Source organism: Thiobacter subterraneus (genome assembly GCF_055379455.1).
On record NZ_AP042402.1, the window covers coordinates 1,337,363 to 1,364,132 of the forward strand.

A 26,770-nucleotide genomic window follows, 5' to 3' on the forward strand; every position below is an offset into this window, starting at 1 on the left:
CGATGGAACTCAACCGCAAAACCCGCCTTGCCCTGGCCGTGCACCACTGGGTGTTCATCGTGCTGCTGCTCGCGCTGGTGGCCCTGCTGGCGGCCCTGAGCCGGCAGTACCACACGAGCTGGGATCTGTCCCTGAACGCCCGCAACAGCTTGAGCCCGGGCAGCAGCGCCTTTCTGGCCAAGCTCACCGGTCCGGTGCGCGTGACCGCCTATTGCGCGCCCGATGGGGACGTCGCGCGGGCGATCCGCGATTTCCTCACGCCCTACCAGCGGGCGAAGCGCGACATCACGCTCGCCTTTGTCGATCCCGACCGGGAGCCCCAGCTCGCCCGCGCCGCGGGCATCCAGCGGGAAGGCGAGCTGGTGGTGGAATATGCCGGCCGCAGCGAGCACCTGACCGTCCTCAACGAATCCAGCTTGACCAACCTGCTCATGCGTCTGGCGCGCGAGGGCGAGCGGCTGGTCCTGTATCTGGACGGCCATGGTGAGCGCAAGCTGGACGGCAACGCCAACTTCGACTTGGGCGAATTCGGCAGCCAGCTTGCGCGGCGGGGGTTCCGCATCACCCCCCTCAGGCTGACCCTGGCCCAGGACGTGCCCGCCAACGCCGCACTCCTGGTGATCGCCGCGCCCCGCGTGGACCTGCTGCCGGGGGAGGTGGACAAGCTCAAAGCCTGGCTTGCCCGCGGCGGCAACCTGCTGTGGCTGATGGAGCCCGGCCCGCTGCACGGCCTGCAACCCCTGGCGGAACAACTGGGACTGGTGCTCACACCCGGCGTGGTGGTGGACCCCGCCGCCCAGAATCTCAATGCCCCGCCCACCTGGGCCCTGGCCGCAAGCTATGCCCGCCATCCGGTGATCGGCCCGATGGAACTCGTCACCGTCTTTCCCATGGCGCGCGCGCTGGGCGTGGCGGAAGCCCATGACGACTGGCACACCACGCCGCTGGTGGAGGCCGCACCCCGCGGCTGGGTGGAGACCGGCTCCCTGGAAGGACCGCTGCGCTTCGACAAGAGCCGGGACACGCCGGGGCCGGTGACGGTGGCGATGGCCCTCGAACGCAGCCGCGAGGGGCGCACCCAGCGCGTGGTCGTGGTGGGCAGCGCCGATTTCCTCTCCAACCAGTTCCTGGGCAATGGCGGCAACCTGGACCTGGGCGTGAACCTGGTCAACTGGCTGGCGGGTGACGACCAGCTCATCAGCATCCAGCCGCGGCCCACGCGGGATGCGGAACTCGCCCTGTCCCGCAGCACCGCCACCGTGATCGGGCTGGTGTTCCTGGTGCTGCTGCCCCTGGCATTCCTCGCCTTGGGCGGTCTGCTCTGGTGGCGGCGCCGGGCATGAGCGCCCGCCTCGCCGTCAACCTGGCGCTGGCCGCGGCCGTGCTGGGCCTGGCCCTGTTCCTCTACTTCAAACCTGAGCCTGCGGGGCCCGAGCAATTTTCCCTGTCGAACCTGAACCCCCAGTCGGTCCTGCGCATCGAGCTGGCGCCACGCCAGGGTGCGGCGCTGGTGCTGGAACGGCAGGCAGGACGCTGGCGCCTCACCGCCCCTTTCGCCGCCCGAGCCGACGCAACCCGTGTGGACGGCCTGCTGTCGATTCTGGCCAGCCGCAGCCAACACCGGCTGCCCGCGCAGGTGCTGGAAAAATTCGGGCTCGCTCCGCCGTTTGCGCGTCTGACCGTGTTCACTTCCAACGCGCAGCAGGTATTCGAGTTCGGGGAACGCCAGCCGGTGAGCAATCAGATCTACGTCCTCACCGGCGGCTGGGTGTATCTCGTGGCGCCCGTGTATCTGGTGGAGGTCTCGCGCGGCGCCACCGACTTCGTGGCGAAGCGTCTGCTGGCCGAAGGGGAAACCCCCGTGGGCTTCGACCTGCCGCGCTTACGCCTTTCCCTGGAGGAGGGCCGCTGGCGCCGCGAGCCCGGGAACCGGCATCTGTCCGCCGACCAGCTCAACCGCTTCGTGGACGAATGGCGGCTGGCGACCGCCTTCTCGGTGCAGCGGGCCGGCGATGCCAAACCCCTCTCCCGCCTGAGCGTGCGTCTGGCCGATGGGCGGGTCCTCGACTTTTCCCTGATCGCGCGGGAACCGGACTGGATCCTGCGCCGCGAGGACGAGGGGCTGGCGTATCACTTCGCGCCGGACGTGGGAGCGCGTCTGCTGGATCCCGCGCGTGCCGACGCCGGGCCCTGAACATGCCCGAACTGCCGGAAGTGGAAACCACCCGCCGTGGGCTCCTGCCCCACGTGGCAGGCCGCACCATCGAGCAGGTGACAGTGCGCGAACCGAGGCTGCGCTGGCCCGTCCCGCGCGATCTTTCGCAGCGGCTCGCCGGCGCGCGGGTGGCCGGCATCGAGCGGCGCGGCAAATACCTGCTGTTCCGCATCGATGCCCGCTTCCCGGGCTGGCTGCTGGTGCACCTGGGCATGTCCGGCAGTCTGCGCATCGTCCCGGCGGACACGCCCCCCGGCCCCCACGACCATGTGGACCTGCGGCTCGACACCGGGCGCCTGCTGCGGCTGCGTGATCCCCGCCGCTTCGGCGCAGTGCTCTGGCATGCGGGGGAAGCGGACCGCCATCCCCTGCTCGCCCATCAGGGTGTGGAACCCCTGTCGCCCGCTTTCACCGGCGGCTGGCTGTACGACCGGACCCGCAGCCGGGAGGCCGCCATCAAGCCGGTGCTCATGGATGCCGGGCTGGTGGTGGGGGTGGGCAACATCTACGCCAACGAGGCACTCTTCCAGGCGGGCATCGACCCCCGCCTGCCGGCCCGGCGCCTGGGCCGCGCGCGCTGCGCGCGCCTGGTCGAGGCGGTGCGTGAAACCCTCACCCGCGCCATCGAGGCGGGCGGCTCCAGCCTGCGCGATTTCGTCGACGCCGACGGTCAGCCCGGTTATTTCCAGCACCAGTACGCGGTCTATGGACGCGCGGGCGAGCCCTGCCGCCGCTGTGGCGGGCCCGTCCGCCACCTGCGTCAGGGCAACCGCTCCACGTTTTTCTGCCCCCGCTGCCAGCGCTGAGCCTCAAGGCCGGCGCAATCCGGCCGATCATGACTCTGGCATTGCCGCAAACTGCTCGAATAACTTCGCGTAACCCTGTTGTTTTGCCGGGTTTTCATGCTAGAGTAGGCACGCGGCAGCGGCGCCCGCACGCTGAAACCTCCCGGGAGGCTTTATGAGCAATGACAATCTCGTCGCCCACTTCCAGGCCTACAGCGCCTGGCGCGAACAACTCGCCGACAGCGTCGCGGGGCTGCGCAAATGGCTGGCGGAACAGGATCTCACCGACGCCCAGATCGACCTGCGCATCCAGCACGTGCTGGACCGGCTGAAGGACGACAAGCTCAACGTGGCCTTCGTGGCGGAGTTCTCCCGGGGCAAGTCGGAGCTCATCAACGCCATCTTCTTCGCCGATTACAAGCAGCGGCTGCTGCCCTCCAGCGCCGGGCGCACCACCATGTGCCCCACCGAGCTCCTGTGGGACCCCGCGCGCGAGCCCTGCATCATGCTGCTGCCCATCGAAACGCGCGCCACGGACACCACCACCACCGAGTACAAGCGCTACAGCGATGAATGGAAGGTGATCCCGCTGGACACTTCCTCCGGGGAGGGCATGATCCAGGCACTGCAGCGGGTGTCCGAGACGCGGCGGGTGCCGGTGGAGGAGGCCGAACGGTATGGGCTCTATGACCGCGATGACGCGGACAACGCGCTCACCGTGCACGACGACGGCACGGTGGACATTCCCGCCTGGCGCCACGCCATCATCAATTTCCCCCACCCGCTGCTGGAACAGGGGCTGGTGATCCTGGACACGCCGGGCCTCAATGCCATCGGTACCGAGCCCGAGCTCACGCTCAACCTGCTGCCCAATGCCCACGCCATCCTGTTCATCCTGGCCGCCGACACCGGCGTGACCAAGAGCGACATCGAGGTCTGGCGCAACCACATCGGCAACACCCAGGGCCGCCAGAAAGGCCGCCTGGTGGTGCTCAACAAGATCGACGCCATGTGGGACGAGCTCAAGGGTGAAGAAGCGGTGGAGCGGGAGATCGCCCAGCAGGTGGAAACCACCGCCCACCTGCTCGGCCTCGACCCCGCCCAGGTGTTTCCCGTCTCGGCGCAGAAGGGGCTTTTGGCCAAGGTGCAGCACGATGAGGCGCTCCTGGAGAAAAGCCGCCTGCCCCGGCTGGAACGCGCGCTGTCCGACGAGCTCATTCCCTCCAAGCAGGAAATCGTGCGCGACGCCACCCAGAGCGAACTGGAAGACATGATCCAGCGCACCACCGACATCCTGCGCGGGCGGCTGGCCGGCGTGCGGGAGCAGCTCACCGAACTCAAGAACCTGCGCGGCAAGAACCAGGACGTCATCGAGCACATGATGGCCAAGGTGCAGCAGGACAAGCAGGATTTCGAGCGTGGCCTGCAGCGTTTCCAGGCCCTGCGCTCGGTGTTCTCCCATCACACCAACGTGCTGTTCAGTCACCTGGGCATGGATGCGCTCAAGCAGGAAATCCGCGACGTGCGCACGCAGATGGCCAAAAGCAAGTTCACCAAGGGCATCCGCGACGCCATGAACCAGTTCTTCCGCGACACCCACGCCAACATCGCCAAGGCCTCCGAGCAGATCGAGGAGATCAAGGCGATGATGGAGGCGATGTACAAGAAGTTCGCCGAGGAACACGGCCTCAAGGCCGCGAGCCCGGCGCCCTTCTCCACCCTCAAGTACACCAAGGAACTGGCCAAACTGGAAAAGGCCTACAACGACCATTTCGGCACGGTGACGGTCTATGCCACCGAACGCTTCAGCCTCATGGCCAAGTTCTTCGAAACCGTGGCGGCGCGGGTGGTCCACGTCTATGAGATCGCCAACCGCGACGTGGAGAACTGGCTCAAGGCGGTGATGGCGCCCATGGAAACCCAGGTGCGGGAACACCAGCTCCAGCTGCGCCGCCGCCTGGAAAGCATCAAGCGCATCCACAAGGCCACCGACACCCTGGAAGACCGCATCGCCGAACTGGAACAGATGGAAAAGACCATCCTCGACCAGCTCGCCGACCTCAACGATCTGCACACCCGTCTCACCGACGCGCTGGCCTTCGATGCCAGCCGCGAGCTCGTGGCCTGGGCGTGACGCGGCAGGTCAGCGCACCTGCCTCGCGCAACGCGCCCGGTAGCGGCCTGCCCGGGCCGGCGCTGCCTCGGGGAGCAGCCGACCCTTTTGCCTGGAAGTCAGCAGGCCACCGGTCGGGTCCCGTCCGCCGGCCCGGCGGTGCACAGCCGGGGATTCATTTACCCCGCAGGCGTTCCAGCTGGCGCCGGTCCCGCTTGGTGGGACGGCCGTGGAGGGCCTGCGCCGGTTCCATCTGATAGCGCCGGGCTTCGCGCATGGCCTCGCGCCGGCGCCGGCTGCTTTCGCTTTCCTGATAGAGGGTCTGGGCCACGGAGGCGGGCCCGCGCCGGTCGGAGAGGCCGGCAACGGTGATTTCCCATTGGGTATCGGCAAGGGTGATTTCCAGCCGGTCGCCCACCCGGATCTCCCGCGCCGGCTTCACACGGGCGCCGTTCACCTTGACCTTGCCCCCTTCCACGGCCTGGCTGGCCAGGCTGCGGCTCTTGAAAAAGCGCGCCGCCCACAGCCACTTGTCGACACGCAGCCGTTCCACGCTTCAATCCGTCAGGGCCATTGGGAGGGGGCGGCGGGGCCGTGGCCCGCCCCACGGGATTGCCCCAGGCGCGGGGCGCCGGCTACCCGGGCATGCTCCCGCCTCAAATGAAGAAGGGCGGATCGCTCCGCCCTTCCTGACCACCGGACAGCAGGAAACCGTCACGCCACTTTCTGGCCGCTGATGATGCGGTAGCGCTCCTCGAGCACTTCCCGCGATTCCTCGATGCCGGTGATGATGCAGTCCACCGGGCACACCTCGACGCATTGCGGCGTGTCATAGTGGCCGACACATTCGGTGCAAAGGTTGGGGTCGATGACGTAGATGTCGGGGCCCTGGGAGATGGCGCCGTTGGGGCACTCCGGCTCGCACACGTCGCAATTGATGCATTCGTCGGTGATCTTGAGTGACATGCCGCTTCCTCGTATATGAGAAATCACTAATATTCAGCGCATTCTGGCACTGAGGCGGGAATTAATCAAGGGATGAACGAACTCGCTGACATCGCCCCCGAGCCGGGCGATTTCCCGCACCAGGGAGGCCGAGACGAACATGTACTGCTCGGAGGGGGTGAGGAACAGGGTTTCCACCGCCGGGTTGAGCTTGCGGTTCATGCCGGCGAGCTGCAGTTCGTATTCGAAGTCGGACACCGCGCGCAGGCCCCGCAGCACTACCGTGGCGCCCTGCTCTTCCATGAACTTCATGAGCAGCCCGGAGAAGCCCAGCACACGCACGCCCGGCACTTCCGCCAGGGCCGCGCGGGCCATGTCCACCCGCTCCTCCAGGCTGAAGAAGGGACGCTTGTTGGGGCTCTCCGCCACGCCCACGATGACCTCGTCGAACAGCCGGGCGGCGCGCCGCACCAGGTCCTCGTGGCCACGGGTGATGGGATCGAAGCTGCCGGGATAGACGATTCTGCGTGGATTCATGGTGTCGGGGCATCCCCTTGGGCGCGGCGGGCAAGGCCGTAATGGACCATGCCGGCACGTGCACTCCTGAACAGCGTCCAACCCTCCGGCAGCACGAGCGGCGCACCGCTTTCCAGATAGACCACGCCATCCGGGGCCAGCCTGGGGGCCACCAGGGGCCACAGGGTCGGCAGCAGGGCGGCGGCGAAGGGCGGATCGAGAAAGATCACATCATACACGCCCGTGTCGCGCGCCAGCCACTCCCGCGCATCGGCTTCCACCACGGTGCACTGGCTGGCGCCGAGACGGGCCGCGTTCTCGCGCAGGGCGGCGCACACCCGGTGCTGCCTGTCCACCAGGGTGACCTGGGCGGCGTGGCGCGAGGCGGCCTCGAAGCCGAGGGCGCCGCTGCCCGCGAACAGATCCAGACAACGCTTGCCTTCCAGGGTCTGGCCCAGCCAGTTGAACACGGTCTCGCGCACCCGGTCCGGTGTGGGGCGCAGTCCCTCGGCCGCGGGGAAGGTGAGGATGCGGCTGCGCCAGGTGCCGCCGATGATGCGCACGCGTCCCGCGCCGCTGCGGCCGCCAGGCGGTTTAGGGACGGTCCGGACCACCGACCACCACCGTGACCATCCTGTCGGGCCGCACACGGCGCCGGAAGGCATCGCGCACCTCCCCCGCGGTCACGCGCGCCACCGCCCGGGGGTAATCGTCCAGCCAGGTGAGGGGCAGGTCATAGAAGCCGATCACCCCGAGGAAATCGAGAATCTTGCGGTTGCTGTCCATGCGCAGGGGAAAGCCCAGCACGATGTTGTTCCTGGCCTGGGCGAGCTCCGCCCCGCTGGGCCCTTCCTTCACGAAGCGGGACACGGTCTCGTTTAGCACCCGCAGCACCTCCGGCGCGTCGTCCTTCTTGGTCTGCACGCCCACGATCAGGGGCCCCGGCTGGGCCAGGGGCAGGAAATAGCTGTAGGCGCTGTAGGCCAGGCCCCGTTTCTGGCGGATCTCCTTGAGGATGCGCGAATCGAAACCGCCCCCACCCAGGACGTAATTGCCCACCAGGAGGGGAAAATAGTCCGGATCGAGACGGCTCATCCCCGGCTGGCCCATGAGAATGTGGGCTTGGGTGGCAGGATGGGGCAGACGCACCGTCTGCCCCGCGGGGGACGGAATGGGCTCGGCGATGGCGGGCGGCGGGGGCCCATCGGGCAGCCCTGCGGTCAGCCGCTCGGCGATGGCTTCGGCCTCGCTGCGGGTCACATCGCCGATCATCACCACGCGGGCGGCCGCGGGCCCATAGTGGGCCCGGTGGAAGGCCAGCAGATCGTCGCGACCGATACGCGCCACCGTCTCCACCTCGCCACTTTCCGGGAGCGCATAGGGATGGTCGCCATAGACCGCCTTGTAGAAGGCTTTCTCCGCAATGTGTTCCGGCTGGGTGTCCGCTTCCCGCAGGGCGGCGATGAGGCGCTGTTTCTCCCGCTCCAGCACCGCCGCCGGGAAATCCGGCTTCTGCAGGATGGTGGCCAGCAGGCCGAGGGCTTCCTCCCGCTCCCGGGCGCTGGAAAGTGTGCGCAGCGTGTAGCCCGCCCGGTCGCGCTCGAAGGCCGCACCCAGCTGGGCCCCCACCGCAGCCAGCCGGCGGGCGATTTCGTCCTCGGACAAGCCGCCGGCCCCCAACTGCAGCAGGCGCGACACCAGGGCCGCACGGCCGGCGAGCGCGGGGGTGTCGCGCCGGCTGCCGGCATCGAACCACACCGCCACGTCCAGCATGGGCAGGTCGTGGTTCTCCACGAAGAGCACGCGCGCTCCCGTGCTGGTGCGCCAGTCCTGGATGGTCACGCCGGCCGAAGCACCCGCCATGAAGAAGGCCGTGAATCCCAGAAGCAGCAGACGGGCCAAAAACATTCGGACGCGGCAAGGCTCATTGGACATGGCGCAATCCCCTGGGCGGCGTGGCAGGCTTTTGGGCAGTGAGCGGCTGGGGATCCAGCGTGGCGACGGTGAGGTGATCATCCAGCAGATACTTGCGTGCCACGGCCTGCACCTGTTCGGCGGTGACCGCCTTCAGTTTTTCGATGCGCCGCTCCACGAGACCCGGGTCAAAGCCCACCGTCACCACCTCCCCGATCTGCATCGCCTGGTAGAACATGGAGTCGCGCTGATACACCTGGGCGGCGATGAGCTGGGCACGGATGCGTGACAGCTCGTCTTCCCCCACCCCTTCCTCCTGGATGCGCGCGAGTTCCGCGCGGATGGCCGCTTCCAGATCCTGGACCGTGCGTCCCTCGCTGGGCGTACCATCCACCAGGAACAGGCCCGGGCCGCGCTGGATGCTGTCGTAACTGGCTCCCGCCTCCACCGCCACCCGGCTTTCACGCACCAGGCGCGCGGGAAAGCGCGCAGCGGCATTGGCATCCAGCACGCCCGCGAGCATCTCCAGGGCATAGGGCTCCCAGTCCCGTTCCGGATCCCTGAGCACCGGCGCGTGCCAGCCCATGATCAGATAGGGCAGCTTGGCCGGCGCCTTGACCGTCACCCGGCGGGGCCCGGTCTGCTCCGGTTCCAGCTGGGGTTTTCGCCCCGGCAATGGACGCGCCCGTATGGGGCCGAAATAGCGTTCGGCCAGCCGGAACACCTCGCGCGCCTTGACATCGCCCACCACCACCAGCACGGCATTGTTGGGGGCATACCAGCGGCGGTACCAGGCGCGCGCATCGGCCACGGTCATGTTGTCCAGATCATTCATCCAGCCGATCACCGGCCAGCGGTAGGGGCTGGCCTGGAAGGCAGTGGCCATGAGCGCCTCATACACCAGGGACTGGGGCTTGTCCTCGGTGCGCCAGCGCCGCTCGTTGCGCACCACCTCGATTTCCTTGGCAAACTCCTGCTCACTCAGCACGAGATTGGCCATGCGGTCCGCCTCCAGGCGGAACGCAAGGGGCAGCTTGTCTTTCTGCAGGGTCTGGAAATAGGCGGTGTAGTCGCGGCTGGTGAAGGCATTCTCGCGTCCGCCGGCGGCGGCGATGAGGCGGGAGAATTCCCCCGCGGGCACCTGGCGCGTGCCCTTGAACATCATGTGTTCCAGCACGTGGGCCACACCGGTGGCACCGTTGTGTTCGTCCATGCTGCCGGCGCGGTACCACACCTGTGACACCACCACCGGGGCGCGATGGTCCTCCTTGACGAAGATGCGCAGTCCGTTGGCGAGGGTGTGGGTCTCGACGCGGCCGGCCGCCCATACGGGGCCAAACAGGCCCAGCAGGAACAGGGCCGCGAAAATCCGGCTAAGCGCCTTTCGGGCAGCACTCATCGTCGATCCTTGGTCAAAGCGAGGCGGTAGTATAATTCAACGCTCACCGGCGCCGGCGCGCCGCCTTGCATCCGACCGCTTCCCCCATGTTTGGTTTCTTCAAGTCCAAGTCCGAACTCGAGCCCGAAGCCGCTCAGGAAACGCCCCGCCTCACCTGGCGGGAACGTCTGAAGCGGGGACTCGCCCGCACACGGGAACAGTTGGGCAGCCGCCTGAGCGGCCTGTTCGGGGCCCACGGCAAGATCGACGAGGCGCTTTTCGAGGAGCTGGAAACCATCCTGCTCACCGCCGACGTGGGGGTGGAAGCCACGGAAGCGCTGCTCGCGACCCTGCGTGCCCGGGTCAAGCGCGAACGGCTCACGGAGGCCGGGCAGCTCCGGGCGGCCCTCATGGATGCCATGACGGAACTTTTGGCGCCTTTGGAGAACCCCCTGGAGATCGCCGGCCACAAGCCCTTCGTGATCATGATGGTGGGCGTCAACGGCGCGGGCAAGACCACCACCATCGGCAAGCTCGCCCACTGGTTCCAGAAGCAGGGCAGGAGTGTGCTGTTCGCGGCGGGCGACACCTTCCGCGCCGCCGCGCGGGAACAGCTCATGATCTGGGGCGAACGCAACAACGTCACCGTGATCGCCCAGGAAAAGGGCGATTCCGCCGCCGTCATCTACGATGCCGTGCAGGCCGCCAGGGCGCGGGGCGTGGATGTGGTGCTGGCCGATACCGCGGGCCGGCTGCCCACCCAGCTCCACCTCATGGAGGAAATCAAGAAGGTCAAGCGCGTCATCGCCAAGGCCGAGCCCACCGCGCCCCACGAGATTTTGCTGGTGCTGGATGCCAACACCGGGCAGAACGCCGTGGCCCAGGTGAAGGCCTTCGACGATGCCCTCGGTCTCACCGGCCTGGTGGTGACCAAGCTCGACGGAACCGCCAAGGGTGGTGTGCTGGCGGCCATCGCCAAGGCCCGTCCCATCCCTGTGCGCTTCATCGGGGTGGGCGAGAGCCGGGAGGATCTGCAGCCCTTTCGCGCCCGCGAATTCGTGGAAGCCCTGTTCGAGTGATCACCTTCAGTCAGGTCACCAAGCGTTACCCGGGCGGACACGAGGCCCTTTCCGAAGCCAGTTTCACCATCGCCACCGGCGAGATGGTGGCCGTCACCGGCCCTTCTGGCGCCGGCAAGTCCACCCTGCTCAAGCTCATCGCCGGCATCGAGCGGCCCACCTCCGGCAGCGTGGTGGTGGATGGCCAGAACATCGGCCGGCTGTCGCGCAAGGCCATGCCCTACTGGCGCCGCACCCTGGGCCTGGTGTTCCAGGACGCCAGGCTGCTCTATGACCGCAACTGCTTCGAGAACGTGATGCTGCCCCTGCGCATCTCGGGCATGCCGGTGAAGGAGGCGGCGCGGCGGGCGCGTGCCGCGCTGGACAAGGTGGGCCTGCTGGATCGGGAACGGGCCATGCCCATGACGCTATCCGGCGGCGAGCAGCAGCGGCTGGCCATTGCCCGCGCCATCGTCAACCGACCCAGCATCCTGCTCGCCGATGAACCCACGGGCAATCTGGACGCGGATTACGCCGAGCTGCTCCTGGACATGCTGGCCGCCTTCAGCCGCGCCGGCGTCACCCTGGTGATCGCCACCCATGAGCCGCGGCTCATCGAGCGCTTGAGACCGCGTGTGCTGACCCTGCGCGCGGGCCGGGTGCAGCCATGAGGAACTGGTTCGCGCAGCAGCGGGCGGCGCTCGCCCACACCCTGGTGCGCCTGGGCGCCACTCCCTTCGCCACGGGCCTCACGGTGCTGGTGATCGGCGTGGCCCTCACCCTGCCTGCCAGCCTCTACCTGGTGCTCACCAACGTGGCCCGCCTGGCGAACCACCTGTCCAGCACACCCGAGATCACCCTGTTCCTCAAGGATGGGACCAGCCAGTCCCCGGAACTGGCCCGCACCCTGCGCGCCCGCAAAGACCTCGCCCGGGTGCGCTTCGTGAGTCGGGACGAGGCGCTGCGGGGACTCTCGGGCCGGGCCGGGGTGGCGGACGTGGTCGCCACCCTGGGCCGCAACCCCCTGCCCGATGCCTTTGTCCTCACGCCCCGGGACACGACACCCGCCGCCCTGGAGGCCCTGCGCGCAGAGCTCGCCCGCCTGCCCGGGGTGGCGCGGGCCACGCTGGACGCCGCCTGGGCCCAGCGGCTCGCCGCCTGGCTCGCCCTGGGCCGGGATTTCGTCCTGCTTCTGGCGGGGCTGATGGCCACCGCCCTGGTGGCAGTGAGCTTCAACACCATCCGCCTGCAGGTGCTGGCCCAGCGCGAGGAGATCGAGCTGAGCCGCCTGCTGGGGGCGACCGATGCCTTCGTGCGCCGGCCCTTCCTCTACCTGGGCACCCTCCAGGGTCTGCTGGGCGCCCTGCTGGCCTGGCTTCTCCTGGCGGGGGGGCTCGTCTTCCTGGGGGGACGGGTGGATGCCCTGGCCGCGGCCTACGGCGCCGCCTTCCGCCTGGAAGGGCTGGGCTGGCGCGAGGCGGGGCTGCTGCTCGGCCTGTCCGCCACCCTGGGCTGGCTGGGCGCCTGGCTCGCCACCACCCAGCAGTTGCGTCGCCTCTGACGGTTTTTCCGCCATCCGGAACTTTCGCCCCCCGCTAGCACTCTCAGGGCGCGAGTGCTAACATCAAGCCATCAAGTGGGAGGGACCAACATGACCGCAATCACCTTGCCGAATCCGTCCGTGGGCAGCCTGGAAAGCTACATCCAGGCGGTGAAGGCCTTTCCCGTGCTGAGCGCGGAGGAGGAATACACCCTGGCACGGCGCCTGCGGGATCACAACGATCTGGACGCGGCCCGCACCCTGGTGCTGTCCCACCTGCGGGTGGTGGTCAACATCGCCCGGGGCTATGCCGGCTATGGGCTGCCCCAGGCCGACCTGATCCAGGAAGGCAACGTGGGTCTGATGAAGGCGGTGCGCCGCTTCGATCCGGACCGGGGCGTGCGTCTGGTGTCCTTCGCCATCCACTGGATCAAGGCGGAAATCCACGAATTCATCCTGCGCAACTGGCGCATGGTGAAGATCGCCACCACCAAGGCCCAGCGCAAGCTGTTCTTCAACCTGCGCAGCATGAAGCAGAGCCTGGGCACCCTGGGGCCGCGGGAAGTGGAAGCCATCGCCAAGGACCTGGGGGTGAAACCGGAAGAGGTGGTGGAAATGGAAACCCGCCTGGATGGCGGTGACGTGGCCCTGGAACCCGTGGGCGACGACGACGAACAGGGCTTCGCTCCCATCGCCTACCTCACGGATGCGGAAGCGGAACCGGCGCGCCAGCTGGAGTACAAGGAAGGTGAGCTGCTCCGTGAGCGGGGGCTTACTCAAGCCCTGGCCAGCCTGGACGAACGCAGTCGCCGCATCATTGAGACGCGCTGGCTGCGCGAGGGCGATACCCTGACTCTGCACGAGCTGGCAGCGGAATACGGGGTATCGGCAGAACGCATCCGTCAGATCGAGGCCAAGGCCCTGCAGAAGATGAAGGCCGCCATCGTGGCCCAGGGCTGCGAAAGCGCCACCTGCTGAAAGGCAGGCCCTGAAACGAAAAGCGCTGCCGGGGTGAGCCGACAGCGCTTTTTTTGTGGGGAGCGCTCAGAGATTGGCCAGAATGACCGACAGGAAGGACATCCAGCCCAGCAGCACCAGCGCCGCCACCAGGGTCATGGGCAGGTTTTCCTTGGAGAACAGGGTCTTGATCATGATCGCTCCGCAAGTGTCTGAAAATATTGACCCGGCATTATAGGGCCTTACTCTCCGTCCTTCAATTGCCGGTCCCGCCCGGGCAGCAGGGGATCGTCGTCGTCCATCAGGATGCGCTGGGCGGGACCTTCCAGGTCGTCGAACTGGCCGCTTTTCACCGCCCACCAGATGCCCACGGCGAGGGCAAGGAACACCAGGGTGGACAAGCCGATGAGGAAGAACAGAATGGAGGCCATGGTCACTTGAGGCGCAGGGCGTTGAGGACCACGATCAGGGAGCTTGCCGACATGCCGATGGCCGCGACCCAGGGGGGGATGTAGCCCAGCACCGCGAAGGGCAGGGCCACCAGATTGTAGCCCACCGCCCAGGCGAAGTTGGACTTCATCACGGCGATGGCCCGACGGCCGGTGTGCAGGGCACGCGCCACGTCCAGCAGGTTCTCGGAGAGCAGGACGATGTCGCTGCTGGAGCGGGCCACCTGGGTGCCACCGCCCATGGCAATGGATACCTGGGCCGCAGCCAGCACCGGCGCGTCGTTGACACCGTCTCCCACCATGGCCACCACCCTGCCCGCCTGCTGCAGGGCCTGCAGGGCCGCGAGCTTGTCCTCCGGCCGCATCTGGGCCCGCCAGTCGCTCACGCCCAGGGCCTGGGCCACGTGGCGCACCGCGGGCTCGGCATCCCCGCTCAGGATGGTCACAGCCACCCCCATGGCCGCGAGGCGTTCCATGAGCGCCGGCGCTTCGTCGCGCAGCCGGTCGCCCAGGAGGAAGGCCGCCAGGGGTTGGCCGTCGCGCGCCAGCCACACCACCGTGGCGCCGGGCGGAACGTCCGCGGGCAAGGGCGGCACGGTCTCGAGCACGCGGGCGTTGCCCAGCTGGTAGCGCACCCCCTCGATGGTTCCCGCCACACCGACGCCCGGCGTGTTCTGCGCCGCGGTCACCGGAAGCAGCCGGTCGGCGGGCACCGCCGCGAGAAAGCTCGCCGCCAGGGGATGCTCGGAGGCCTGTTCCAGGCTGGCCGCCAGCACCCGGGCCCGGTCCTCGTCGAGCCGGCCTAGGGGAATCACCCGCTCCAGCCAGGGACGGCCGTGGGTCAGGGTGCCGGTCTTGTCCAGCACCACGTGGTCCACCCGGGCCAGGGTCTCCAGGGCATGGCCCCGGGTGAGAAGGATGCCGCGCCTGAGCAGGCTGGAACCCGCGGCGGCAATGGCCGCAGGGGCGGCAATGGAGAGGGCGCAGGGACAGGTCACCACCAGGACGGCGAGCACGATCTCGAACACCCGCTCCGGCGCCACCAGCGCCCAGCCGATACCGGTGGCCAGCGCGAGCAAAAGCAGCGCCAGGGTGAACCAGGCCGCCACCCGGTCGGCGAGCTGGGCGAGCCTGGGCTTTTGCGCCTGGGCCCGGTCCAGCAGCCGCACGATGCCTGCCAGGACGGTGTTCTCCCCCACCCCGGTCACCCGCACCAGAAGCGGCCCTTCCAGATTGACGCTGGCGGCGATGACGCCATCCCCGGGACGCTTGGGCACGGGCCGGCTTTCGCCGGTGAGCAGGGCCTCGTCCGCGCTGCTCTCCCCTTCCACCACCACACCGTCCGCAGCGATGGCCTCGCCGGGCCTGGCAAGGATCACGTCCCCGGGCGCGAGCTCCAGCACCGGCACCACTTCCTGACGGCCGTCGCGCACCCGGGTGGCCATGGCCGGCGCGAGTTTGAGCAGGTTCTCCGCCGCTTCCACGGATTTTTCCCGGGCGCCCTGCTCCAGGAAGCGGGAAGCGAGCAGGATGAAGACGAACATGGTGATGGTGTCGAAATACACCACGCCCTCACCCTGCCAGGTGACCCAGGCGCTGCCCAAAAAGCCGCTCACCACGGCGAGACTCACCGGCACGTCCATGTTGAGGTGGCGGCTTTTCAGACCGCTCCAGGCGGCACGATAGAAGGGCACGGCGGAATAGAGCACCACCGGGATGCTGAGGATCAGGCTGGCCCAGCGCATGAGCTGGGCCGTGCCGTGATCCATGTCGTAGTAGTAGGCCCCGGCATAGAGGGCGATGGCAAACATCATCACCTGCGCCGAAGCCAACCCCGCCACGAACAGCCGGCGCAGGTCCTGACTGCGGCGCTGCCGGCGCAGGGTTTCCGCGGCGTGGGCGTTGTAGGGATGGGCGTCGTAGCCCAGCAGCCGGATCTCGGAGAGGATGCGGGACAGGCTGATTTCCCGCTCGTCCCAGGCGATGCGCGCGCGGTGGGTGGCGTAATTGACGCTCACCGCCTTGACACCTGGCAGCTGCATGAGGTGACGCTCGTTGAGCCAGATGCAGGCGGCACAGGTGATGCCCTCCAGAATCAGCACCGCCTCGCGGGTGTGCTCACCGGCGTCGATGACGAAGCTCTTCTGGATGTCCGGATGGTCGTAGACCGCAAGCCGCCCGAGGGCCTCAGGCACCAGTTCCTGGGGTGTGGTGGCGGGCGCGGTCCGGTGGCGGTAGTAGTCCTCCAGGTGGTTGGCGACGATGGCCTCGGCCACCGCCTGGCAGCCACGGCAGCACATGGCGCGCGGTTCCCCGTCGATGGTGACGGACAGCTGCACGTCCGCCGGGATCGGTTGGCCGCAGTGGAAGCAGTCGCCGCTCATTGCACCCGTTGCACGGTGAGCTGCTCCTCCGCCTGGAAGCTGTCCTGCCGTCGGGTCACGCGGATCACGGCGATCCAGCGTCCGGGCTCCGGCAGGCGTATCCAGCTCTGGAACAGGCCGGGTTCCCCCGGGGCCAGCTCAAAGGCGAGATCGCTTTTGGCCTGGGCGGGACGCAAGAGCTCCAGGGTCACCCGCGCATCGGCAAGGGGCGTGTCGTCCCGGTCGCGGGCGCGCACGGTCACCTGCGCCGCACCGTCGCGGGCCAGGCGATCGAGCCCCTGCCACTCCACACGCCAGCCCAGGCGCAGCTGGCGATGGCGCGCCGAAAGTTCGGAGCCGATTTCCCTGGCGGCCTCCACCCCATGGGGCACCACCCCGGGGAAGGCGGTGTGCACCCGCCCGTCCTGGGCGCCGGGCAATACCCAGCGGGCGAGCCACGGCGGCAGGCCCTGGCTGGAGACATAGAGAAACGCCGCATTGAGGACGAGCACGAACAGGAAGAAACCGATGAAGGCCTTGGGCGCCCAGTGCATGGGCGGCCGTTTGCCGCTGTTTTGCCCACCTTCGCGGCTCGCGGCCAGGGTGAGCAGGGTGGCCGTGGAAAGATAAACGGCAGTGTGGATGGCCAGCACATCCAGCCCCGCCCAGTTGGCCGTGCTGTAGAGTGCATAGCCCACCAGCGGCAGCACGCCGCTGATCACGCCCCGCCAGTAGTTGGAAAGCCCCAGCAGGCGCAGCAACTGGTACAGCACCACCACCAGCGCCACGCCGCCGAACAGGCTGAAGAGCACGCTCATGAGTGGGGGCCGTAGAACCGCGCCGGGCTCACGTGCACCTCATCCGGCCGACTCTTGGGGGTGATGGTGAATTCGAAGGAGGCGACGCGCGCGGCGGCCTCAGGCGGCAGCTTCACGCTCACCTGCACCAGGATGCTTTGGCTGGGCTTGACCGTGACCTCGCGGAAGTTGCCGAAGTCGGCCGCCTCCGCAGGAAGGCCGCGCACACCGAGCACGTAGGTCTGGGGATGGTCGCTGCGGTTGGCCAGCCGGATCTGGTAGCGGTTGCGGATCTGACCGTCGGAAAGCACCACGTAAAGGGGCTGGCGCACCTGGATCACGGCCTGTTCCAGGTCGCTGCGACCGGTGATGCTGTAGATGAGCAACCCCAACATCACCACCACCGCCAGTCCATAGCCCACGACCTTGAGCCGCTTCCAGTGCAGGTGGGGCTTGCCCGGCTGGGGGGACTTGATGTTCACCTCGGAATCGTAGCGGATGAGGCCGCGGGGAAAACCGATGGAATCCATCACGCCGTTGCAGGCGTCGATGCACAGACCGCAGGAAATGCAGGGATACTGCAGGCCGTTGCGAATGTCGATACCCACGGGGCACACCTGCACGCACAGGGTGCAGTCGATGCAGTCGCCGTAGCCCTTGGCCTGGCGCTCCTCGCGGGTCCTCGCCCCCGGCCGCAGCGGCGCCCGTCCCATGGTGCCATCGCCCCGCTTCTCGTCGTAGGTCACCACCAGCGTTTCCGGATCGTACATGACGCTCTGGAAACGGGCGTAGGGACAGACATACATGCAAATCTGCTCGCGCCCCAGTCCCGCCGCCACATAGGTGGTCAGGGTCAGGATGAGCACCGTGCCATAGGCCGCGGGATGGGCCTGCCCCGTGAAGAAGTCGCGCACGAGGTCCGGTGCGTAGGTGAAATAGGCGGCGAAGGTGAAGGCAGTCCAGAAGGCGACCAGCAGCCATGCGAGATGGGTCGCCCCCAGCTTCAGGATCTTCTCCCGGTTCCAGGGCTGCTTGTACAGGCGAACCCGCTTGGGACGGTCGCCCTGGATCAGGCTTTCGATCCAGATGAAGAAGTCGGTCCACAGGGTCTGGAAACAGAAATAGCCGCAGAAGGCGCGGCCCACCAGCGCGGTGACGAAGAACAGCAGGGCGGCGGCAATGAACAGCAACAGCCCCAGCCACAGGATCAGATCCTGGGGATAGGCCACCAGGCCGAAGATGTAGAACTTGCGATGGACCAGGTCGAACATCACCGCCTGGCTGGGGCCGTCCTGACGCGGCCACGGCAGCCACACCAGGCCGAAGAACACCGTGTAGGCAAGAATGAGCACGCCCCACTTGAAGCGCCGGAAGCTTCCCTTGACCGCCCGGGGAAAAATCGGGATGCGCTTCTCGTATAGCGCACTCTGCTCTTCGATTCCTGCCTGCATCGCTTTCCCAGAAGAAAAAACCCCGCCCGCGGGCGAGGCCATTCATGAGGTGCCGCTGCCGGGCGGGCGTGCCGCCCCCCTGCGGCGGCGCGGAACCTTACTTGCCGCCGCCCAGCTCGTGCACGTAAACCGCCAGCAGCTTGATCTGCTCGGGCTTGAGCCGGTCTTTCCAGGCGGGCATCACCCCCTTGTTGAGGCCCTGGGTGATGACCGTCTTCACGGCAGCCAGTTTCTTCTCCGGCGTGTCGGCGGCGGGGACATTGGCCCACAGCCAGATCTTGTCCGTGAGATTGGGCGAACCCACTTCCTGCCGGCCCTTGGCATCATCGCCGTGGCAGTAGAAGCACATGGCGTCCATGGAGTGGAACAGGGCCTTGCCGGCCTCGGCCTTGGCCGCATCCACCTGCTCGCCGGACAGGGACAGCACGTAGTTGGCGAGCTGGTCGATCTGTTCCTGGGTGAACACACTGCCAAAGGCAGGCATGTAGCCGCGGCGCCCGTTTGTAAGGGTCTCGTGGATCTTGTCCAGGGTGCCGCCGTAGAGCCAGTCGTCATCGGTGAGGTTGGGGAACAGGCCCACCACACCCTGGCCGCCGGACTGGTGGCAGGCGGCACAGTTGTCGCCGAAGAGCTGCTTGCCCGCCGAAATGACGAAGCTGTTGAGCTCCGGATCCTTGGCAATGCTCGCCAGGGGCAGGGCGGCGATCTTGTCGTAATAGGGCTTCTGCGCCTGGGCTGCAGCATTCATTTCCACCATCAGGTCGGCGCGCGTGTTCCAGTGGGTGGTGACGGTCTCGCCCCTGGAGTTGACATAGGTCACCTTGGACACACCGGGGGTATAACCCTTGCCCAGCGGCCAGGCGGGATACAGCACCCAATAGACCAGGGCGAACGCGATGGTGAGATAGAAGGCCCACACCCACCAGCGCGGCAGCGGGTTGTTGTACTCCTGGAGATCGCCGTCCCAGGCGTGGCCGGTGGTCTGCACCGTGTGCGATTGGAGTTTTTCCTTGCTCATTGCTTGCCTTTCATGTCACTGGCTGGAGGCCTGCTCCCTGCCCGGCGCAGGCCGGGCGGAGGTGGCCTCGTTGATGCCTTGGTCTTCCGGTTCCTCGTCGAGAAAGGGGATGTCCTTGTAGGACTCCAGCTTCTCGCCCCGCTTCCGGCTTCCGAACACGAACCACAGGATGCCCAGGAAAGCGACGAAGAAGATCAGCAGCCCGAGGGGCTTGGTGTTCTCCGGATGGGAAAGCCACTCGAGCATGACCGGTCTCAGCGGAATTTCACGAAGTAGTCGTCGTCGTACTTGCTGAAATCCACCATGGTGCCCAGCACCTGCAGATAGGCCACCAGGGCGTCCATTTCCGTGACGTTGGTGGGATCACCGTCGTAGTTGCCTTCGGTGGCCTGCCTGACCAGGTTCTCCTTGGCATTGGGAATGTGCAGCTGCTTGGCGATCGCCTCGCCGAACTGCTTCACGTTGCGCTCGTACTCCGCCTGGGTGAGGGAATAGGGCACGCCCACCGCACGCTGGGCCTTGAGCCGGTCCACCAGGTCCGAAGTGTCCAGCACGGTGGTGGCCAGCCAGGGATACCGCGGCATGACCGAGCCCGGCACCATGGAGCTGGGATCCTTCAGGTGCGCCACATGCCACTCGTTGGAATACTTCTTGCCCACCCGCGCCAGATCGGGGCCGGTGCGCTTGGAACCCCACTGGAAGGGATGGTCGTACTTGGACTCCGCCGCCAGGGAGTAATGCCCGTAGCGCAGCGCCTCGTCACGGAAGGGACGGATCATCTGGGAATGGCAGGTGTAGCAACCCTCGCGCACGTAGATGTCGCGGCCACGCGCTTCCAGGGGCGTGTAGGGACGCACGCCATCCACTTCTTCCACCGTGCTCTTCACCAGGAACAGGGGCGCGATCTCCACCAGGCCGCCGATGCTGATGACGATCATGGTGAGCACCAGCATCACGCCGACGTTGGTTTCGATCCATTCGTGTTTGAAGTTGAAGTTCATCGCGGTTTCCTTCCCTCGAACCCGGACCTCAAGCGCCGGCCCGGGCCAGTTTGGCCGCCAGCTTGGCTTCCAGCTCGGCCGCTTCGCGCTGGCCCTGGCGGATGGTCATGTAGATGTTGTAGGCCATGATCAGCACGCCGCTCAGGAAGACCATGCCACCGATGGCACGCATCACATAGGCGGGATGCATGGCGATCACCGTCTCGATGAAGGAATACTTCAGGTTGCCGAAGTCATCGAAGGTGCGCCACATCAGGCCCTGGCCGATGCCGGAGGCCCACATGGCGGTGATGTAGAGCAGCACGCCGATGGTGGCCAGCCAGAAATGCCAGTACACGAGCTTCAGGCTGTAGAGCCTGGTGTTCCACAGCTTGGGCATCATGTGGTAGAGGGAACCGAAGGTGATCATGGCCACCCAGCCCAGCGCGCCCGAATGCACGTGGCCCACCGTCCAGTCGGTGTAGTGGGACAGGCCGTTGACGCTCTTCAGCGACATCATCGGGCCCTCGAAGGTGGACATGCCGTAGAAGGACAGCGCCACCGCCATGAAGCGGATGATGGGGTCGGTGCGCAGTTTGTCCCAGGCACCCGACAGGGTCATGATGCCGTTGATCATGCCACCCCAGGAGGGCAGCAGCAGCATGATGGAGAAGGTCGCCGCCAGGGTGGACGTCCAGTCGGGAATCGCGGTCCAGTGCAGATGGTGGGTACCGACCCACATGTAGAGGAAGGACAGCGCCCAGAAGTGGACGATGGACAGGCGATAGGAATAGATGGGACGTCCGGCCTGCTTGGGCACGAAGTAGTACATCATCCCCAGGAAGGCGGCGGTCAGGAAGAAGCCCACCGCGTTGTGGCCGTACCACCACTGGGTCATGGCATCCTGGGCGCCCGCGAACAGACTGTAGGACTTCATGGAGAACAGGCTGACCGGCACCGCCAGGTTGTTGAAGGTGTGCAGCAGCGCGGTGGCGAGGATGAAGGCGATGTAGAACCAGTTGGCCACGTAGATGTGGGGCTGCTTGCGCCGCATGATGGTGCCGATGAAGACCACGGCGTAGGCGATCCACACCACTTCGATGAGCAGGTCGATGGGCCATTCCATCTCGGCGTATTCACGGCCCTGGGAGTAGCCCAGCACGTAGGAGGTGGCGGCGAGCACGATTACCGCCTGCCAGCCCCAGAAGGTGAAATTGGCCAGCGCGTCGGAGATGAGCCGGGTCTGGCAGGTGCGCTGCACCACGTAGTAGGACGTGGCGAACAAGGCGGAGCCGCCGAAGCCGAAGATCACGCCGCTGGTATGCACCGGACGCAGGCGGCCGAAGGTGATGTACGGAATGTCGAAGTTGAGGAAGGGCCAGGCCAGCTCGGAGGCGATGTAAACGCCGGCGAGCATGCCCACCACGCCCCACACCAGGGACATCACCGCGAACTTGCGGACGACGTCAAAGTTGTACTGCTCCTTCTCTGTCACTGCGACCGCCATGGTTTTTCTCCTGAAGTGCTCGAATGCCTGCCAACGCGGGCGAAATTAACCGATAAGTATATTCTTAAGTGCTTGGACATCGCAAGGCAGCCCGTACCGCCCAACCGTCACAATCTCAGTTTCCCGCCAGCAGCAGCCGGATATCGTGCACCAGGGGCGCTGCGCCGGAACCGAACCCGAACAGCAGACGCAGCCTGCCCCGGGGATCGAACACATAGGTGTTGGCCCCATGATCGAGGGTGTAGGTGTCGGGGCTGCTGCCCGGCTGTTTCTGGTAGAAAACCTTGAAATCGGCGGCCGTCTTGCGGGTGGTGGCCTCGTCACCGTAGAGCCCCAGGAAGGCGGGATGGAAGGCGGGCACGTACTGGGCCAGCAGGGCGGGCGTATCGCGGGCCGGGTCCAGGGTCACGAACAGCACCTGCACCCGCTGGGCGTCCGGCCCGAGCTGCTGCATGACCTGGGCCATTTCCCCCAGGGTGGTGGGACAGACATCGGGACAATGCGTATAACCAAAGAACAGCACCACCACCTTGCCGCGGAAATCCGCCAGGGTACGGGTCTGGCCCGTATGATCCGTGAGGCGGAAGTCACGGCCCCAGTCCGCGCCCGTGATGTCAGTGCCCTGGAAGGCGGGCGGCTTGGAGCAGCCGGCGAGGGCCAGCGCGAGCAGGCACAGGGCAAGACGAAGCAGGGTCCTCATGGCGCAGGGACGGACAGAAAAGGGAGCGCATTATCCGCTTTTCGGGCCGGCCTGTCAGCTACCCGGATGGATCAGGGGCGGCTGGCTTCAGACGCCCATTGGGCGAGTTCGGTGAGCACCAGGCCGACCGCCCGGTTGGCGGCCTGGGCCCCATGCACCGGGTCATCGCCCTGGCTGGGGACGCTGACCGTAAAGGTGCGGGTGGCGCGGGGCGCACCGGATTTCAGGTCGGTGAGCTGGGCGCGCAGGGCGAATTCCACGCGCGAGGGCGTGCTGGCAAAGTCCTGGCGCAGGCGCAGCACCTCGGTGTCCAGGCGCACAGCGGCCCGTGCCGCGGCCGGCGCAGCCAGCACCGCGGAAAAGCGCCCGCTCGCTTCCAGGGCCTGTACCAAAAGCGGTGCCAGCATGCGTGGGGGCGTGTCCACCCAACGGTGGCGCGCGAAATAGGCGAGCTCCTGGGGCTGCCGCCCGTAGGCCATGCCCGCGCTGTCGTAGCCGGCGCGGGCGCGCGGCGGCGCCACCAGCAGCGTGGGCCCCTGGCCCGCCGCGGCGGCCGGCGCGAAGTTGGCCTCCAGGGTGAACAGTTTCAGTTCTTCCGTGCGCGGCGTGGGCAGACAGGCCGCCAGTGTCAGGGTGGCGAGAATCAGCGCCAGGGCTGCCGATGGATGCATGGAGCCTCCTTTCCTCCTCATTCACCCGGACCGGGCCGGGGCGCAGGCCGCCCGAACACCAGGCTGGCGGGCTCCCGTTCCAGCTCACTGCTGGTGCGACGCAGGTTTTGCGCCAGCTCGCGCAGCTCGATCAGCAGGGCATCGAGTTCGGGCAGGGTCTGTCCGCCGAGCTGCCCCATGCCCGCCTCCAGCGCCTGCGCCGCGCCGCCGGCCTGGGTGGTGGCCCGGCCGATCTCGTCGGCCAGGTGTTCCACCCGGGTGGCGGTCTGCTGCATGCGCCGCGCCAGCCGCGCCACCTCGTCGCCTGCCGTGGCGGCGCTGTGCAGGGTGGCTTCCAGCACCGGCATCTGACGGGCGAGCAGGCGCGTGCCCGTCTCCACGTTGGCCAGGATCTGCCGCAACTGACGACGGGTTTCCTCGTCCGTGAGGCTGTTGAGGTTTTCCGCGCTGCGGTTGAGATTGGCGAGCACGCTGGTGACGGCGGTGTCCAGGCGTGTCATCAGGGAGGGGCGGGTGGGAATCACGGGCACCTTGTCCGGCCCACGCGCCGCCAGCGGCGGTGCCTGCGGCGAGCCGCCCGAGAGCTCCACCTGCACGAGGCCGGTGAGCCCCTGCATGCGCAGGGTGGCCACGGTGTCGCTGCGTATCGGCGCCCTGTCGTCCAGCGCCATCACCAGGCGAACCCGGCCGGAGCCGTCCGGGGCGAGATCCACTTCGGTCACCCGCCCCACGGTCACGCCCTTGTACTTCACGGGCGCGTTGACGTTGAGGCCCGCCACGGATTCATCGAAGTAGGCGTGATAGATGCGTGTGCGCGGCTCGCCGGGACCGCCCGCATACAGCCAGAAAATGACACCCACCAGCGCCGCCCCCAGCACGACCACGAAGGCGCCCACCAGCGTGTAGCTGAATCGGGATTCCATCACCTGTCCTCGTCCGCGCCGGGCCAGGCGGCCCGGCCGCGCGGGCCGTGAAAATAGGGCCGCAGGCCGGGATGTTGCGAGCGCGCCAGCTCGGCCATGCTGCCCAGTCCCACCACCCGCCCCTCGCCCAGCAGGGCCACGCGGTCGGTCACCCGCCAGAGCAGGTCCAGGTCGTGGGTGACCACAATGATGGTGAGTTTCAGGGCGGCCTTCAAGCCGAGGATGAGTTCATCCAGGGCGCTGGCCGCAAGGGGATCCAGCCCCGCCGAGGGTTCGTCCAGGAACAGCAGTTCCGGATCCAGGGCGATGGCCCGCGCCAGCGCCGCGCGCTTGCGCAGGCCGCCCGACAGCTCGCGGGGATATTTGTGGACGGCCTCCAGCGGCAGGTCGGCGAGGGCGATCTTGATGCGCGCCAGCTCGTCGATTTCCGCCGGGCTCAGGGTGGTGTGCTCCCGCAGGGGCAGCGCGACGTTTTCCAGCACGGTAAGGCCGGTGAACAGCGCCCCACCCTGGAACATGACGCCCCAGCGGCGTCGCAGCGCCTGCGCCTCGGCTTCGCCCAGCCGCGCCAGATCCAGGCCCAGCACCCGGATGCGCCCGGCATCCGGCCGCTGCAGCATGACCATTTCCTTGAGCAGGGTGGATTTCCCGCAGCCGCTGGGGCCGGCGATGCCGAACACCTCGCCGCGCCAGACCGTGAGGTCGATGCCATCGTGGACCAGGCTGCCCCCCAGACGGGTGGTGATGCCGGTGAGTTCGACCGCCGGTTCCATGCTCAGCGAAATCCCAGCCGTGTGATGCTGGCGAGCACCGAGAACACGGCATCGACGATGATGATGAGGAAAATGGACTGCACCACGGACAGGGTGGTGTGGCGCCCCACGCTGTCGGCACTGCCCGCCGCCCGGAAACCCTGGTAGCAGCCCACCAGGGCGACGATCAACGCGAACACCGGTGCCTTGCCCACCCCGAACAGTAAAGTGGAAACGCGTATGGTGTCGTCGAACCGGTCCAGGAAGCTCACCGCATCCACATCCAGCTGCAGACGCGCCACCACGAAACCGCCCAGCACGCCGAGAACGTCCGCATAGAAGGTGAGCAGGGGCATCACCAGCGCCAGCGCCACCATGCGCGGCACCACCAATACCTCCTGGGGCGACAGTCCAAGGGTACGCAAGGCATCGATTTCCTCCGAGACCTTCATGGTGCCGATCTGGGCGGCAAAGGCGGATCCGGAGCGTCCCGCCACGATGATGGCCACCAGCATGGGCCCCAGCTCGCGCAGAATGGAATGGGCGATGAGATCCACCACGAAGATGTTGGCGCCGTAGCGCGCAAGCTGGCTGGCCCCCTGGTAGGCAATCACCACCCCCACCAGGAAGGCGAGCAGCCCCACCAGAGGCAGGGCATCGAGACCCGCGTGCTGGATGTGATGCAGCACCAGCCGCCCCCGCCAGCGCCGCGGTTCGCCCACGGCACGGGCCATGCTCACCATGGCCTCTCCCAGGAAGGCCAGCATGTCCCGGGCCTCCGCGAGGCGCTGGAAGACCTTCATGCCCAGGCGTGCCAGCCAGCCGGGCGGCCGCGGCGGCGCGGACGCGGGCAGGCGCGCCGCGCGGTTTTGCACCAGGGCCATCAGGCGCGCCCGTTCCGGCGCCAGCCCCACCAGCTCCACCTCGCGCTCAAGCCCACGCAGGTGGGCGACAAGCGCGTCGAGCAGCCAGGCACCGGCAGTGTCGAACGCGGCAATGTCGCTGCAGTCCACGACGACACGGGAGGCCGGAGGATAGTCGAAGGTGGCCAGCCGGCCGCGCAGACCGGCGATGCCGCGGACCGTCCAGTGCCCGAGGCAGCGCAGGCGGCCGTCCCCGATCACCAGGGCGGCGGGCGCAGGTTCCGGGGGCAATGCAGAGGGCGCACGGGGCATGACGCCGGCAGTATAGCCAGCGGCCGCGGGCGCGTCAGGCGGTCTCGCGCTCCAGGCGCTGGGGCGCCAGCACGGTGTTGGGCAGATCGGCCAGACGATATTTGCCGGTCTGCACGGCGCGCGCGAGTTTTTCCAGGGTCTGCTCCTTGAGCAGGGCGAGCACCTTTTTCTTGATGGGCTGCCACTTGGTGTGCATGGGGCAGGCGGTGGCATCGGAACACACCTTGAGCCCCAGCACGCAGTCCTGGGCGAACCCCGGCCCTTCCGTGATGGCGAGCACCTGGAGCAGATCGGTCTTTTCCGCCCCCTCGCGCAGACAGAAGCCCCCCAGGCGGCCGCGGAAGGAATAGAGGAGGTTGCCCTTGCATAGGCTCTGCATGATCTTCGCGAGATAGGCCGGCGGTACGTTGAGGTGGCTGGCGATCTCCCGGTTGAGCACGGGCTGGCCCTTGGGCTGGGTGGCGATGAAGATCAGCGCCTGGATCGCGTACTGGCTGGTTCGGGACAGGATCATGGCCGCAGGATAAAGCTCTTTACGGAGCAGTTTATCCTAATTTCAGCCG

General features: G+C 67.4%; 28 protein-coding genes. 8 read left to right on the forward strand and 20 right to left on the reverse strand.

Features of this window, described 5'->3' with window-relative positions:
- Positions 1 to 2: 2 nt before the first annotated feature.
- The 4 genes from ACZ42P_RS06680 (at position 3) to ACZ42P_RS06695 (ending at position 5,134) form a co-directional block, all read left to right on the forward strand.
- Positions 3 to 1,343, forward strand: a complete 1,341-nt coding sequence (locus ACZ42P_RS06680) for a GldG family protein (protein ID WP_464899299.1) — start codon at positions 3 to 5, stop codon at positions 1,341 to 1,343.
- Positions 1,340 to 2,194, forward strand: a complete 855-nt coding sequence (locus ACZ42P_RS06685) for a DUF4340 domain-containing protein (RefSeq protein WP_464899300.1) — start codon at positions 1,340 to 1,342, stop codon at positions 2,192 to 2,194. Before ACZ42P_RS06680 ends, ACZ42P_RS06685 begins: the two co-directional genes overlap by 4 nt.
- A 2-nt stretch (positions 2,195 to 2,196) precedes the next feature.
- Positions 2,197 to 3,021 carry a bifunctional DNA-formamidopyrimidine glycosylase/DNA-(apurinic or apyrimidinic site) lyase gene (mutM, locus tag ACZ42P_RS06690; protein WP_464899301.1) on the forward strand — a complete coding sequence of 275 codons (825 nt, stop codon included), beginning with the start codon at positions 2,197 to 2,199 and terminating at the stop codon, positions 3,019 to 3,021.
- A gap of 154 nt (positions 3,022 to 3,175) precedes the next feature.
- Positions 3,176 to 5,134 carry a dynamin family protein gene (locus tag ACZ42P_RS06695; protein WP_464899302.1) on the forward strand — a complete coding sequence of 653 codons (1,959 nt, stop codon included), beginning with the start codon at positions 3,176 to 3,178 and terminating at the stop codon, positions 5,132 to 5,134.
- Between the two features lie 154 nt (positions 5,135 to 5,288).
- Here ACZ42P_RS06695 and ACZ42P_RS06700 read toward each other — a convergent pair whose 3' ends face one another.
- From ACZ42P_RS06700 to ACZ42P_RS06725, 6 genes are all read right to left on the reverse strand, one after another.
- The gene (locus tag ACZ42P_RS06700) at positions 5,289 to 5,666 is read right to left on the reverse strand and encodes an RNA-binding S4 domain-containing protein (protein ID WP_464899303.1); all 378 of its coding nucleotides are present in this window, start codon (positions 5,664 to 5,666) and stop codon (positions 5,289 to 5,291) included.
- 161 nt (positions 5,667 to 5,827) lie between these two features.
- Positions 5,828 to 6,079 (reverse strand): YfhL family 4Fe-4S dicluster ferredoxin, encoded by a 252-nt coding sequence (locus tag ACZ42P_RS06705; protein ID WP_464899304.1) that lies wholly within the window; start codon positions 6,077 to 6,079, stop codon positions 5,828 to 5,830.
- 33 nt (positions 6,080 to 6,112) lie between these two features.
- Complete coding sequence (gene coaD, locus ACZ42P_RS06710; protein WP_464899305.1) at positions 6,113 to 6,595, reverse strand: pantetheine-phosphate adenylyltransferase; 483 nt, start codon at positions 6,593 to 6,595, stop codon at positions 6,113 to 6,115.
- A complete protein-coding gene (rsmD, locus tag ACZ42P_RS06715) occupies positions 6,592 to 7,188 on the reverse strand; it encodes a 16S rRNA (guanine(966)-N(2))-methyltransferase RsmD (protein WP_464899306.1) in 597 nt (198 codons plus the stop codon). Before rsmD ends, coaD begins: the two co-directional genes overlap by 4 nt.
- Entirely contained in the window at positions 7,169 to 8,482 is a 1,314-nt protein-coding gene (locus ACZ42P_RS06720; RefSeq protein ID WP_464899307.1) for a M16 family metallopeptidase, read from the reverse strand. The genes rsmD and ACZ42P_RS06720 overlap by 20 nt, the downstream gene beginning before the upstream one ends.
- Before the next feature lie 16 nt (positions 8,483 to 8,498).
- Entirely contained in the window at positions 8,499 to 9,887 is a 1,389-nt protein-coding gene (locus ACZ42P_RS06725; RefSeq protein ID WP_464899308.1) for a M16 family metallopeptidase, read from the reverse strand.
- Between the two features lie 86 nt (positions 9,888 to 9,973).
- On the opposite strand from ACZ42P_RS06725, the gene ftsY reads away from it, so the two are divergent.
- From ftsY to rpoH, 4 genes are all read left to right on the forward strand, one after another.
- Entirely contained in the window at positions 9,974 to 10,945 is a 972-nt protein-coding gene (ftsY, locus tag ACZ42P_RS06730) for a signal recognition particle-docking protein FtsY (protein ID WP_464899309.1), read from the forward strand.
- Complete coding sequence (ftsE, locus tag ACZ42P_RS06735) at positions 10,942 to 11,595, forward strand: cell division ATP-binding protein FtsE (protein ID WP_464899310.1); 654 nt, start codon at positions 10,942 to 10,944, stop codon at positions 11,593 to 11,595. The genes ftsY and ftsE overlap by 4 nt, the downstream gene beginning before the upstream one ends.
- Entirely contained in the window at positions 11,592 to 12,485 is an 894-nt protein-coding gene (ftsX, locus tag ACZ42P_RS06740) for a permease-like cell division protein FtsX (RefSeq protein ID WP_464899311.1), read from the forward strand. The genes ftsE and ftsX overlap by 4 nt, the downstream gene beginning before the upstream one ends.
- A gap of 90 nt (positions 12,486 to 12,575) precedes the next feature.
- Entirely contained in the window at positions 12,576 to 13,442 is an 867-nt protein-coding gene (rpoH, locus tag ACZ42P_RS06745; protein ID WP_464899312.1) for an RNA polymerase sigma factor RpoH, read from the forward strand.
- 221 nt (positions 13,443 to 13,663) lie between these two features.
- On the opposite strand, the gene ccoS is transcribed toward rpoH, so the two are convergent.
- The 14 genes from ccoS to ACZ42P_RS06815 form a co-directional block, all read right to left on the reverse strand.
- Positions 13,664 to 13,852 carry a cbb3-type cytochrome oxidase assembly protein CcoS gene (gene ccoS / locus ACZ42P_RS06750; RefSeq protein ID WP_464899313.1) on the reverse strand — a complete coding sequence of 63 codons (189 nt, stop codon included), beginning with the start codon at positions 13,850 to 13,852 and terminating at the stop codon, positions 13,664 to 13,666.
- 2 nt (positions 13,853 to 13,854) lie between these two features.
- Positions 13,855 to 16,254 carry a heavy metal translocating P-type ATPase gene (locus ACZ42P_RS06755; protein ID WP_464899314.1) on the reverse strand — a complete coding sequence of 800 codons (2,400 nt, stop codon included), beginning with the start codon at positions 16,252 to 16,254 and terminating at the stop codon, positions 13,855 to 13,857.
- Complete coding sequence (locus ACZ42P_RS06760; RefSeq protein WP_464899315.1) at positions 16,251 to 17,051, reverse strand: FixH family protein; 801 nt, start codon at positions 17,049 to 17,051, stop codon at positions 16,251 to 16,253. The genes ACZ42P_RS06755 and ACZ42P_RS06760 overlap by 4 nt, the downstream gene beginning before the upstream one ends.
- A complete protein-coding gene (gene ccoG / locus ACZ42P_RS06765) occupies positions 17,048 to 18,481 on the reverse strand; it encodes a cytochrome c oxidase accessory protein CcoG (RefSeq protein WP_464899316.1) in 1,434 nt (477 codons plus the stop codon). The genes ACZ42P_RS06760 and ccoG overlap by 4 nt, the downstream gene beginning before the upstream one ends.
- A 97-nt stretch (positions 18,482 to 18,578) precedes the next feature.
- Complete coding sequence (ccoP, locus tag ACZ42P_RS06770) at positions 18,579 to 19,499, reverse strand: cytochrome-c oxidase, cbb3-type subunit III (protein ID WP_464899317.1); 921 nt, start codon at positions 19,497 to 19,499, stop codon at positions 18,579 to 18,581.
- A gap of 15 nt (positions 19,500 to 19,514) precedes the next feature.
- Positions 19,515 to 19,745, reverse strand: a complete 231-nt coding sequence (locus ACZ42P_RS06775; RefSeq protein ID WP_464899318.1) for a cbb3-type cytochrome oxidase subunit 3 — start codon at positions 19,743 to 19,745, stop codon at positions 19,515 to 19,517.
- Positions 19,746 to 19,753: 8 nt separating this feature from the next.
- A complete protein-coding gene (ccoO, locus tag ACZ42P_RS06780; protein ID WP_464899319.1) occupies positions 19,754 to 20,500 on the reverse strand; it encodes a cytochrome-c oxidase, cbb3-type subunit II in 747 nt (248 codons plus the stop codon).
- Between the two features lie 28 nt (positions 20,501 to 20,528).
- Positions 20,529 to 21,986, reverse strand: a complete 1,458-nt coding sequence (gene ccoN / locus ACZ42P_RS06785) for a cytochrome-c oxidase, cbb3-type subunit I (RefSeq protein ID WP_464899320.1) — start codon at positions 21,984 to 21,986, stop codon at positions 20,529 to 20,531.
- A gap of 115 nt (positions 21,987 to 22,101) precedes the next feature.
- Positions 22,102 to 22,686 (reverse strand): SCO family protein, encoded by a 585-nt coding sequence (locus tag ACZ42P_RS06790; RefSeq protein ID WP_464899321.1) that lies wholly within the window; start codon positions 22,684 to 22,686, stop codon positions 22,102 to 22,104.
- A 71-nt stretch (positions 22,687 to 22,757) separates the two neighbouring features.
- Entirely contained in the window at positions 22,758 to 23,357 is a 600-nt protein-coding gene (locus tag ACZ42P_RS06795) for an ABC-type transport auxiliary lipoprotein family protein (RefSeq protein ID WP_464899322.1), read from the reverse strand.
- A gap of 17 nt (positions 23,358 to 23,374) precedes the next feature.
- Positions 23,375 to 24,280 carry an MlaD family protein gene (locus tag ACZ42P_RS06800; protein ID WP_464899323.1) on the reverse strand — a complete coding sequence of 302 codons (906 nt, stop codon included), beginning with the start codon at positions 24,278 to 24,280 and terminating at the stop codon, positions 23,375 to 23,377.
- Positions 24,280 to 25,053 (reverse strand): ABC transporter ATP-binding protein, encoded by a 774-nt coding sequence (locus ACZ42P_RS06805; RefSeq protein ID WP_464899324.1) that lies wholly within the window; start codon positions 25,051 to 25,053, stop codon positions 24,280 to 24,282. The genes ACZ42P_RS06800 and ACZ42P_RS06805 overlap by 1 nt, the downstream gene beginning before the upstream one ends.
- A gap of 2 nt (positions 25,054 to 25,055) precedes the next feature.
- Complete coding sequence (locus tag ACZ42P_RS06810; protein WP_464899325.1) at positions 25,056 to 26,207, reverse strand: ABC transporter permease; 1,152 nt, start codon at positions 26,205 to 26,207, stop codon at positions 25,056 to 25,058.
- Positions 26,208 to 26,241: 34 nt separating this feature from the next.
- Positions 26,242 to 26,721 carry an RrF2 family transcriptional regulator gene (locus tag ACZ42P_RS06815; protein ID WP_464899326.1) on the reverse strand — a complete coding sequence of 160 codons (480 nt, stop codon included), beginning with the start codon at positions 26,719 to 26,721 and terminating at the stop codon, positions 26,242 to 26,244.
- Positions 26,722 to 26,770 lie beyond the last annotated feature (49 nt).